Origin of the sequence: Arthrobacter cheniae (assembly GCF_003602275.1) — a bacterium.
Lineage (GTDB): Bacteria > Actinomycetota > Actinomycetes > Actinomycetales > Micrococcaceae > Arthrobacter_D > Arthrobacter_D cheniae.
Genome location: NZ_QZVT01000003.1, coordinates 182,387 through 194,108, shown reverse-complemented (window position 1 = coordinate 194,108; position 11,722 = coordinate 182,387). Strand labels below are relative to the sequence as shown.

The following is an 11,722-nucleotide window of genomic DNA, read 5'->3' as shown; positions in this document are numbered from 1 at the left end:
TCACACCAAAGGACGCATAGCATGACAATGACAGCCGAACAGGCCACCTGGTTCGCCGCAACCTTCGACAAGCTCGTCGACAACGTCGGAGAGGCCGTGCTGGGCAAGTCCCGGGTGGTGCGGCTCGTGCTGACGGCGATGCTGGCGGAAGGCCACGTGCTCCTCGAGGATGCGCCGGGCACCGGCAAGACGATGCTGGCCCGTTCGCTGGCCGCCACCGTCCAGGGCAGCCATTCGCGGATCCAGTTCACGCCGGACCTCCTGCCGTCGGATGTTACCGGCGTGACCATCTACGACCAGAAGACGCAGAACTTCGAGTACCACAAGGGCCCGATCTTCGCGAATATCGTGCTCGCCGACGAGATCAACCGCGCCTCACCGAAGACGCAGTCAGCCCTGCTCGAGGTCATGGAGGAATCCCGGGTCACGGTCGACGGCGTGAGCTACACCAACGAGCGACCCTTCATGGTCGTCGCGACCCAGAACCCGATCGAGCAGGCCGGGACCTACCGCCTGCCGGAGGCACAGCTCGACCGCTTCCTGATCAAGACCGAGATCGGGTATCCGGACCACGCCTCGACCGTCAGGCTCCTCAGCGGTGCGGCCACGCGCGACCGCTCACTCGCGCTCACGCCGATCATCACCACCGCCGCCGTCGTCGACATGGCGAACCTCGCTGCCGAGACACACGTCGACGCTGCTGTCCTCGAATACATCTCCCGCCTCACCGAAGAGACGCGGACCGCTCCCGAGACCCGCCTCGGCGTCAGCGTCCGCGGTGCGCTCGCGATGGTGCGGGCCGCCAAGGTGTGGGCCGCCGGACAGGGCCGCCACTACGTCCTGCCCGACGACGTGAAGGAGCTGGCGCCCTTCGTCTGGACCCACCGCTTCGTCATGGATCCCGAGGCGGAGTTCGCCGGTGCAACGGCCGAGGCGGTCCTCCGGCGCGTGCTTGCCGAGGTCGCCGCTCCGCAGCAGCGCGTCTCCGCCTGACGGCACCGCTTCTTCCCCCGGACAGGCACATGACTACTTCCACCACCGAGAAACGGTCCCGCTCGCGCGGCGGTGCGCCCTCTGCTCCGACCTTGCGCGGTACTCCGACGTCACGAGGCACGGGGCAACCTCGTCCCGGCACTCCCACCCGTGTCCGGGACCTGCTCCTTACGCGACCCGCGCGAGCGGCGGGCTCGCTGCTCGGCCCCCTCACGGCCCGCATCAGTGCCGGCGCCAGGCGAATCCTCGCGCCGGTCACCGACGTCGTGAGCCCTCTCGGGTGGTTCCTCCTCGCCGTCGTCGTGGTCCTCGGCACCCTCGGGCTCGCATTCGGGTGGGACGAGGCGCGGATCGCGGCGGTGCTCGGGATCCTGCTGCTCGCGCTGTCCGTCGCCTTCATCCTCGGACGGTCGGCATACGCCGTCGAGCTCGACCTCGCACGGACGCGCGTCGCCGTGGGGGATCGGGCCATCGGCGGTGTCACGGTGTCGAACGCCTCGGACCGCACCCTGCTGCCGGCGTCACTCGAGCTGCCGGTCGGATCAGCCACGGCGCTGTTCCACCTGCCCCGCCTGCGCCCGGACCAGCAGCACGAGGACCTGTTCAGCATTCCCACCCAGCGACGTGCGGTGATCGTCGTCGGACCCGTCCGCTCGGTCCGCCAGGACCCGCTCGGTCTGCTGCGGCGCCAAATGACGTGGACCGACCCGACGGACCTCTACGTGCATCCGCAGACAACGCCGCTCGTCGGATCGGCGGCCGGCTTCATCAAGGACCTCGAGGGCCTTCCCACCAAGGAACTCTCGAGTGCAGACGTCTCCTTCCACGCGCTGCGCGACTACGTGCCGGGCGACGACCGCCGCCACATCCACTGGAAGACCACCGCCCGGACCAACACGTTGATGGTGCGCCAGTTCGAGGAGACCCGGCGCTCGCACCTTGCGGTGGCGCTGTCCACCAACACCGCGGAGTACGACGGCGAGCCGGGCTTCGAGCTGGCGGTTTCCGTGGCGTCGTCGATCGGCCTCCAGGCCATCCGTGAGCAGCGGAACCTGAGCGTCCTCACCCAGGCGGGCCCCCTCCGCTCGGACACCGGACGGAACCTGCTCGACTCCGCCACGCGGATCGAGGGTCGGGTCCTGCGCGCGACGGCGGTGGACCTCGCACGCACCACGGCCGACGCCGTCCCCAATGCCTCGGTGGTCTTCCTCATCGTCGGAGCGTCGGTCACACCCTCTCAGCTGAGGTCCTCGGCCGCGTCCATACCGCCCGGCATCCGCTGCCTCGCCGTCCGGTGCATCGACGGAGCGCAGGCCTCCCGCGCATCGATCGGCGACCTGACGGTGCTGACCCTCGGCAATCTCGGCGACCTCGCGCTGGTCCTGCGGAAGGCGGCGGCATGAGCGCCGCACAATCTCCCTCCACCGCGGGTCCGATCACGTCCCGGGGCGTCCGCATCGATGCGGGCAAGGGTTCCCCCGACGCGCCGACGCCCCCGGGTCGCCGCCCGCTGCCCGTGCCCGTCCGCCAGGGGGTCACGGATGCGATCGCCCTCGTGGTGCTGCTGGGTCTGGGCGTGCTCGCCTTCGGACCGACCTTCGGCGGCAACCCGCGCTACGCCGTCGCCGGCTTCGGGGCCATAGCCCTCGGCCTGGGCCTTGCATGGGAGGGAGCGCGTCGGGGGTGGCGCACATGGCACATGGTCAATGCGGTGGCACTGACCTACCTCCTGGCAGGGAGTGCGCTCGCGGCTCCCCAGGAAGCCCTCGGCGGTGTCCTGCCCACCCTGCAGTCACTGCGGGTGATCGTCCTCGGGGTGGTCCTGTCATGGAAGGATCTCCTCACCGTGGCCGCGCCCGTGGGAACAGGGAGCGGCATGCTCGTGGTGCCGTTCCTCTCCGTGCTCGTGTGCTCGGTCGTCGCGGGCACCCTTGCGTGGCGCATCCGAGCCTTCGCCTGGACGCTCGTTCCGGTCCTCGTCCTGTTCACCACCACGATCGCCCTCGGTACCGACCGAGCTCCACTTCCGTCGGTCCGCGGGACGCTGCTGATCCTGGTGGCCATGGCCTGGCTCGCGTACCGTCGCGACGTCAGCCGCGCCGGCTCCCTGCGCCGTGCTCCCGTGGCGACGCCCGTGGATCCCGCCGGCGCTGCAGTAGGACGGAACCGGCGGCTCGCGCTGGGCGCGGGTATGCTCGCCGTCGCCACCCTGCTGACCCTCGCGGTCACACCGCTCGTCACCGGCGGGTCCGACCGGCAGGTACTGCGGGACGCCGTCGAACCGCCCGTGGACCTGTACGCCTACCCCAGTCCCCTCACGAGTTTCCGGAAGTACGTCAAGGACAGCACCGACGAGGTGCTCTTCACCGTCGAGGGCCTGCCCGAGGGCGAACGCATCCGTCTCGCAGCCCTGGACACCTACGACGGCGTCGTCTACAACGTGAATCCGCAGGCAGCAGGTAACTTCTCGCGCGTCGGAGATGCGCAGCAGTTGGGCACGGACGACGACGACCCGGCCGGCACCCGCGCCCAGCTGAAATTCACGATCGGCGACTACACCGGCGTCTGGCTCCCTGCGGGCGGCGACGTCGAGGGCGTGCGGCTCGACGGACCGCGTGCAGAGGACATGGGGCGGTCGCTGTACTACAACGACGACGCGCGGACCACGCTCTCGACCATCGGCGTCCAGCAGGGCGACACCTATGAGGTCAATGCAGTCTTCCCCGAGAAGCTGCGGGACGAGCAACTGGCCCAGTACGGTTTCGCGCAGCTCTCGCTGCCCCGCGTGCTCAACGATCCACCGGTGATCGCGGCGACGTCGAGCGAATACATCGGATCCGCGTCGGAGCCGCTCGAACGCGCCCGCCGCCTCGAGCAGGTGCTCAGCGCCCAGGGCTACTTCAGCAACGGCAAGGACGACGAGGCGCGGTCACTTCCCGGTCACGGCGCAGCCCGCATGCTGTCACTGCTGGACGCCGACCAGATGGTGGGCGACGACGAGCAGTACGCCGTCGCCATGGCCCTGATGGCACGAAAGGCCAACATGCCCGCCCGGGTGGTCATGGGTTTCTACCCGGACTGGGACGAGATCGATGATGCGTCGGCGCCGGTGGAGATCACGGGCGAGGATGTCCATGCGTGGGTGGAGATCGCCTTCGACAACGTCGGCTGGGTCCCGTTCGACCCGACGCCGCCGGAGGACAACGAACCGGTGCCGCCGCAGCAGCAGCCGAAATCCTCCCCGAAGCCGCAGGTCCTGCAGCCCCCGCCACCGCCACAGGAGCCCGCTGAATTGCCGCCGGACTCCGCGCCGGAGCCTCAGGACGCCGAGGAACGCGAGAAGGACCTGCTCGACGAGATCGGCCCCGTCCTGACCCTGATCGGGCTGGCCGCGATTCCCCTGGTGTTGCTCGCGCTGCCACTGGTCATCGTCGCGGCGCTCAAGGCGCGACGCCGGAAGAGACGGCGATTCTCGGGCGAACCTGCCCACCAGATCGGGGGAGGGTGGAACGAGGTCGTGAGCCTGGTGACCGACCTCGGTGCCGAACCGGACCCGAGGTCGACGCGGCGGGAGAGTGCTGCTGCCCTCGGGGAAGCGTTCCCCTCCGGGAAGTCCAGCACCGCACTCCTTGCACGCAGGGCAGATGCGGGAATCTTCGGTTCCGGGCAGCCCTCCGCGGACGAGGTGGAGGACTACTGGCGTTCCGTCGACACCTCGCTCGGGGACCTGAGTGGTTCCGTGGGGTACTGGAAACGGCAGCGCGCCCGCTACTCGCCGCGCTCGCTACTCAGGGAGCGGCGTCTCCGACGAAGCTCCCTCAAGAAGTCGTCGAGAGGCTGAGCCGCTGATGATTACCGTGGGACAGTCCTCCGGCGTCTGGGCGGCGTCGCTTCCGGTCTCCGGAGGGCGTCGCCTCCGGTGTCTGGGCGGCGTCGCTCCCGGCGCCCGAACGGCCAGAGGGCAGAATGGGGACATGACAGACCAGCGAGCCTGCCCAACCGAGACAGCCGTAGCAGTCCCCGGCTCTGCCGCCGGAGGCCGTCATGAGTGACCCGCAGGCACACGGATCGCACGCGATCGACATCGGAGCCGATCCCGCAGATCCCGGAACAGGCACCGAGGCACCCACGAACACCGGACCACGGCCTTCTCCAGGACTCGGTGTGCGGCTCACCTACGGCTTCGGGACGGACCGCGGTCTCCGCCGTGAGCTGAACGAGGACTCCTTCATCGCCGTCGAACCTGTGTTCGCCGTCGCCGATGGCATGGGCGGGCACGAGGCCGGGGAGGTGGCCAGCAGCATCTGCGTGCGGACGCTCGGGGCAAGCAGCATCATCGGCAGCAGGACCCCCCAGTTCAGCGCGGGAGACCTCGAGGAACTCATCCGCGAGGCGGACCAGCGGATCCGCAGCGAAGCGGGCGGACACGCCGGCACCACGCTGACCGGCGTCCTGCTGGTGGAGGAGTCCGGGGCGCCGTACTGGCTGTTCTTCAACGTCGGGGACTCCCGCACATACCGACTGAGCAACGGCACCTTCGGGCAGGTCTCCGTGGATCACTCCGAGGTCCAGGAACTCGTGGATATCGGGCGCATCACGGAGGAGCAGGCGCGCACGCATCCGCGCCGGCACGTGGTCACCCGGGCACTGGGGACGGGCGACGACGCGGAGGCCGACTTCTGGCTGATGCCCGTCGAGGAGGGCGACCGCATCCTGCTCTGCTCGGACGGACTGAGCGGAGAGATCACGGACGAGGGTATCTGCACCATCCTCAGCGACGTGCACGATCCGCAGGAGGCCTGCGACGAACTGATCGCCGCCACCCTCCGGTCCGGCGCCCGTGACAACGTCACCGTCATCGTCATCGATGCCACCGACCTCGGCGACCGGGACGCCGAGCGCACCACGGTCCCACCCGGCGGCCTCTTCGCCGCCGACGGCAACGGTGTTCTTCCGGAGGGCCCCGCATGACGGGCGGCGTGCTCGCCTATGAGCCCGGTGAGTGGCTCTGCCTCGTGCGGCACGGATTCGTGGCCGTCGTACCCCGCTCGACGGAGGCGGACGACCGTGATCGCCTCTGGCACGCCATGCGCCCAGGGGCCACCCTCGGTGACCTGCTGCCGATTGCGGCCCGAGGCTTCGGCTCGGACGTGAGCGCCGTGCCACCCTTCGCGCTCCTCTCGTGCAACGAGGATCTCCATGTCATGCTCCGCGGGCCGTTCCTCCTGTCGGTGGGAACCGGGGGCGAGCAGGTGATCGGGGGCGGACGCATCACCACGTGGACCGAGCGGGTCATCGAGGGCGGCGATGGCGAGGACTTCCACCTCGGTCTGGATGGTGTTCCCGACGCTGATGCTCCCGACGTCGGTGTTCCCGCCGCTGGTGTGTCCCGCGTTGGTGTTCCCTTCTCAGGCGGGCCGTACCCGCTGGAGGCCGGCATGGTGCTCGCGTCCGCGATCATCCGGCGAGCAACCGTGCGCGCCGCGGTGCCGGTTCCGGTACGTGCAGCTGCGGTTCCGCCTGCCGTCGCTCAAGCGGCGACCTTCGCAGAGAAGGACGGCCACACCCCTGCGTCGACGTCACCCTCCGACGGTTCCGTGACGGGAAGTCGCTCGACCGGCGTCCCGATCGGCGGGAGGCCGGTCCATGCCGGGGACGACTCCGCAACCATCAACCCGTTGCTCTACGCGCCCGATGACGCTTCGCACAGCCGAGATGATGCTGCCCATCCCCAAGGCGATGCTGCCGCGGCCCGCCCGGACACGGGTACTGACACCGACACGGACACGGACACCGACCTGCAGGTACCGACACGCGTCACCATCACCGCCGCGCCGGTGGCGACCTCGGCTCCCGGGCAGCGCACCGCACCGGCTGCGAGGGAGCTCATCGACTCCATCCCCTGGCTCTTGCCCAGGACAACCGCGACAGCATCCGAGCCGGCGGAGGAGCTGGAACTCCCCTCGATGTCCTCCCTGGTGAACGCCCCCCAGATGGTGTCCGGCGACGCCGAACAGACCATCCAGCGGCGGTTTCCCTCCTCCGACACGTGGCAGCGTGACGAAGCCGGCGTGTCAGGAACACACGGCGGCGGCGTCGCACCCACTGCCGGAGCCCAAGCCGCAGGTGCGACACCCACCCCGACCCCGACGTCGACCGCAGCCTCAGTCGTTATTACGGTCACGCCAACGAGCACGACTGACGCCTCACCAGCAGGCGTCCCCTCCGATCACGACGGCGACACCATCATGAAGCCGACACCCACCCGGAACCCGCCCGCGGACATGGGTGCGCTGCTCGGGAGTGAGTCGGCCCGGCCGGTCACCGCGACCGAACCGACCCAGCCGGTCACCGAAGGTGCACCAGCCGCGCCGGTCACCGAAGGCGCACCCGCCACTCCGGTCACGGAAGGCGCACCGGCCGCACCTGTCACCGAAGGTGCACCGGCCGCTCCGGCCGCCCTGGGCCTGCCGAAGGACCCGGCGGGGCCGTCGACCCTGCCCACCGCCGTCAACAGCTCGGACGCCGATGCCGCCGATACCGTGGTCCGTCCCCCCGGAGGCGAGGCCGGCTCGGCGCCGAGAGCGCCACGACCGCCGTCGGGACCCGCCACCGGTCCGATGATCGTTGCACGCCTGTGCCTGCAGGGCCACGCGAATGCACCCACGCGAAGCGAGTGCGCCGAATGCTCCGCTGCGCTCAAGGAGGACACGGAACAGGTCAGGCGTCCGAGTCTGGGGCAGGTGCGGGTGAGCTCGGGTGAGGTGATCACGTTGGATCGCTCGCTGATCTTCGGCCGTCAGCCCTCCGTCTCCCGGGTCGCAGGCAGGGAGATGCCCCGGCTCGTGCAGGTGCGCAGCAACGCCGGGGACATCTCGCGTTCCCATGTGGAGGTCCGACTCGACGGCTGGCACGTGTTGCTGTGCGATCTCCGCGCGACCAACGGCACCGTGCTGATCCGCGCCGGGCAACCGCAGCGCCGCCTCGGTGAGGGCGAGCGTGCCTTCCTGCTCGACGGCGACATCGCACAGCTGGGCGAGGACGTCTCGCTGCAGTTCGAAGGCCTCCCGTGAGCCCGAAGCGCCTCCCTGCCCCGCCTCCCTCGCTGCCCGGCTACCGGTACGTGAGCCTGCTCGGTTCCGGTGGCTTCGCCGATGTCTACCTGTACGAGCAGGACCGTCCGCGCCGCCGGGTAGCCGTCAAGGTCCTGATCTCGGACCTGAGGACGGAGGGGGCGCGCCGCGCGTTCGAGGCGGAGGCGAACCTGATGGCCCAGCTGTCATCACACCCGTACATCGTGAACATCTTCGAGGCGAATACGACGGCGGATGGCCACTCCTATCTCGCCATGGAGTACTGCTCCCGCCCGAGCCTCGACGTGCGCTACCGCAGCGGGCGGCTGTCCGTCGCGGAGGCGCTGACCATCGGCATCCAGGTCGCATCCGCGGTGGAGTCCGCACACCGTGCCGGCATCGTTCATCGCGACATCAAGCCGGCGAACATCCTCGTCACGGACTACAACCGACCGGCGCTGACGGACTTCGGCATCTCCGGCACCACGGACGCCGACGGGTCCGCCCAGGACCAGGGCATGTCCGTCCCGTGGTCCCCGCCGGAGGCCTTCGGGGACGAAGCGGTGGATGGCGTCCTCGCCGACGTGTGGTCATTGGGAGCCACCGTGTACACGCTCCTTGCCGGTCACTCGCCGTTCGTGCAGCCGGGGATGGACAACTCGCAGCTCGCCCTGATGGACCGCATCAGCTCCGTGCCGCTGAAGCGCACGCACCGGGAGGACGTTCCTGCGTCCCTCGAGCTCGCACTCGCCACAGCGATGTCCAAGCAGCCGTCCTCGCGCTTTGCATCCGCCTACTCCTTCGGCCTCACCCTGCAGCGGATCCAGACGGAGCTGGGTTACTCGGTCACGGGTTTCGAGGTCCTCGACGATGCCCGGTACACCGTGGAGGTCGACGCCGACGAAGATGCAACGCGCGTCCGGCGGGTCGTGTCGATCGACCCCGATGCGAACACGTCCTCGCCGACCTTCCCCGATTCACCGACCACCCGGACCGAGGTGCCGCGGTTCGCGGCGCCCGGTGCACACCAGGATCCCTCCTTCGACGTCACGGAGGCAGGACGCACCGTCCTGCGGGGGAGCGATGGTGCCCCAGCCCTCGACCCGACGACGGCGGACGCGGCGGCAGCGATGACGTCGGGCAGCACGACGGGCCGGACCACCTCGTCGACACTCCGCCCCGACCAGGCAGGCGCGACGTCGGACCGGACCGGGAACCATCAGGCCCGTAGGTCCAGGCGCGTGCCGGCCCTGTTGGCCGTCGCGGGCGCCGTCCTGGTGGCCGGCGTCGCTCTTGCCGCAGTAGCCCTCGGCGGCTCGCAGGAGGACGCCGCTCCGCCGCCGGGATTCACGCAGCCGCCTGCCGATCCGCTGGCGGGCGTGGAGGGCAACGTTCCCCCTCCGGAGGCTTTGGCCGGGAGTGCGGCAGGAGCTGCTGTCAGCTTCAGCTGGACCAACCCGGACCCGCAGGACGGCGATGTGTACCGCTTCCGGACGGTCACCGTCCGTGAGACGTCGGATTGGACCCGGACGCTGCAGCTGACGGCGTCCGTTCCGGCGGATGCGTCCGGCACCACGTGCATCGAAGTCCAGACAGCCCGCAGCAACGGCCAGGGTTCGGAACCCACCGCCGCCTGCTGGCCCGAGTAGTACAGAAAGGATCACGATGGGGGAGCTCGCGCTGGATTTCTGCGGTGAGTGGCATGAGCCTGCGGATGACGCCGTGTTCAGCATCGGCCGCGAAGGTGACCTCGAGGTCGACGACAATCCGTACCTGCACCGACAGTTCCTCGAGCTGGCGCGCCAGAACGGCATGTGGTGGCTGTCGAACGTCGGCAGCATGATCTCGGCCACCGTAGCGGACACCACCGGCGGGATGCAGGCGTGGGTGTCTCCGGGTGCGCGCATCCCCATCGTCTTCGGCCAGACCCGGGTGGTCTTCACAGCAGGGCCGACGACCTACGAATTCGACATCCACCTCCAGACGCCCGCGTTCCGGCAGCAGGCCAGGGCGGAGGACAGTGCGGGTGATTCCACAATCGGTCCTGTGCATTTCACCGACGCGCAGAAGGCGATCATCGTCGCGCTCGCCGAGCCCATGCTGCGGCGCGAGGGTACCGGTTTCAGTGCCATTCCGTCCTCCGCCCAGGCAGCCGAGCGGCTCGGCTGGGCGCTAACCCGGTTCAACCGCAAGTTGGACAACGTGTGCGACAAGCTCGATCGGGTCGGAGTGGTGGGGCTCCGTGGGGGCGGGGGCAAGGTGGCGACCAATCGTCGGGCCCGCCTCGTGGAACACGCCATCACCTCGCACCTGGTCACACAGGACGATCTCGGGCTGCTCGAGACGATGAAGGGTCGTAGCGAGGAGGACTGACGCCCGGAGCCCGAGCCGGAACAGGAAGGGTGCCGCAGGCGCCCTAGAATCAGAACGATCGGTGCCGCACGGTGAAGGGGATGGCCCTGCACGGCATCGGACAGGAAGACAGGACCCGCCGCATGGCAACAAAGCTCGTCAACGCCCTGGCCCGCCAGCGGGTGCTGGCCAAGGTGGTCGACACCCTGGTGCCCGCCCTCGCGGTCCTCGTCGCCTACCTGCTCGACGGTGGTACGGCGGCCCTGCTGTCGGCAGGGGTCGTCGTGCTCCTGTACTGGATTGCCGTCCTGGCCTGGGAATCGACCACGGGACGGACGCCGGGCAACCTCGCCCTCGGTCTCGTGACGGTCAGCGCAGCAGGCACTCCGCCCGGATTCGTGGCTGCACTCGTGAGGGCGCTGGCGCTCGGCGTATCCTCGATCGTTCCCGTCATCGGGCCGCTCGCGCTGCTCATCTCCAACACGTGGGACCGGGACGGACAGCGCCGGGGCTGGCACGACAAGCTCGTGGGTACGTATGTCCTCGACGTCCGTGCCGGCCGCGATCCGCTGCGCACCGGCGGACTCGCAGGCGAAACGGTTCCGTCGAATCCGGAGAACGAAGCGACAGGGGCCGCTGTCGCTTCTGGCAGCCGGCAGGACCACGCGTTCGCGGCAGCCGGCACTCCTCCGCGAACGGAAGTTCCCGCCCTTTCGGGGTCCACGGCGCCGGGCCCGCCTGCTCCATTTGCTCCGATTGCTCCTTCGAGCGGCTGGGCTCCGAGCACGCCCGGCATGGATGTGGAGCTTTCCCCGGTACCCGCGGAGGCATCGGCCGCGTCTTCATCCGGGTCCGGCTCGGGGGCAGCTGTCGACGGTCAGTGGGTGCTGGTATTCGACGACGGCACGGAGGTGGAGATTGCCGGGCAGGCCCTCATCGGCCGCAATCCCGAGCCCCGACCGAACGAGGCCGTCAACTACCTCATCAACTTCGCCGACCTCAATCGCTCGGTCTCCAAGACGCACGTCCATCTGGGCTTCGATCAGGGCGCGGTGTGGGTCACCGACCGCGGCTCCACGAATGGCAGCTTTCTCATCGATCAGACCGGCTCGGAGCAGCCCCTGCACCCGGAGGTCGCGATGTTGCTGCCCGGAGGCTCCAGCGTCCGCTTCGGGGACCGCCGCTTCACCATTCGCTAGGGCCGCCACCGCTTCATAGGCCGACGAGGGCAGCCGCCGCTGCGCCAACCGGCCAAAGCCGCCCCGGCTGTACCGACATCCGCTGAGCCGGGCGGGGCACGAACC

At 69.5% G+C, this 11,722-nt stretch carries 8 protein-coding genes; all 8 read left to right on the top strand.

Features of this window, described 5'->3' with window-relative positions:
- Window positions 1-21: 21 nt before the first annotated feature.
- Window positions 22-993 (top strand): AAA family ATPase, encoded by a 972-nt coding sequence (locus D6T63_RS06585; RefSeq protein WP_120148215.1) that lies wholly within the window; start codon window positions 22-24, stop codon window positions 991-993.
- Between the two features lie 29 nt (window positions 994-1,022).
- Window positions 1,023-2,396: a DUF58 domain-containing protein gene (locus D6T63_RS06580; protein WP_120148214.1), complete on the top strand. Its 1,374-nt coding sequence runs from the start codon at window positions 1,023-1,025 to the stop codon at window positions 2,394-2,396.
- Entirely contained in the window at window positions 2,393-4,834 is a 2,442-nt protein-coding gene (locus D6T63_RS06575; protein ID WP_235830589.1) for a transglutaminase family protein, read from the top strand. Before D6T63_RS06580 ends, D6T63_RS06575 begins: the two co-directional genes overlap by 4 nt.
- A 203-nt stretch (window positions 4,835-5,037) precedes the next feature.
- Entirely contained in the window at window positions 5,038-5,964 is a 927-nt protein-coding gene (locus D6T63_RS06570) for a PP2C family protein-serine/threonine phosphatase (RefSeq protein WP_120148213.1), read from the top strand.
- Window positions 5,961-8,066: an FHA domain-containing protein gene (locus D6T63_RS06565; RefSeq protein WP_120148212.1), complete on the top strand. Its 2,106-nt coding sequence runs from the start codon at window positions 5,961-5,963 to the stop codon at window positions 8,064-8,066. Before D6T63_RS06570 ends, D6T63_RS06565 begins: the two co-directional genes overlap by 4 nt.
- The gene (locus D6T63_RS06560) at window positions 8,063-9,715 is read left to right on the top strand and encodes a serine/threonine-protein kinase (RefSeq protein ID WP_120148211.1); all 1,653 of its coding nucleotides are present in this window, start codon (window positions 8,063-8,065) and stop codon (window positions 9,713-9,715) included. The genes D6T63_RS06565 and D6T63_RS06560 overlap by 4 nt, the downstream gene beginning before the upstream one ends.
- Window positions 9,716-9,731: 16 nt before the next feature.
- Window positions 9,732-10,439 (top strand): hypothetical protein, encoded by a 708-nt coding sequence (locus tag D6T63_RS06555; protein ID WP_120148210.1) that lies wholly within the window; start codon window positions 9,732-9,734, stop codon window positions 10,437-10,439.
- A 122-nt stretch (window positions 10,440-10,561) separates the two neighbouring features.
- Window positions 10,562-11,617 carry an RDD family protein gene (locus D6T63_RS06550; RefSeq protein WP_182976901.1) on the top strand — a complete coding sequence of 352 codons (1,056 nt, stop codon included), beginning with the start codon at window positions 10,562-10,564 and terminating at the stop codon, window positions 11,615-11,617.
- Window positions 11,618-11,722: the final 105 nt, after the last annotated feature.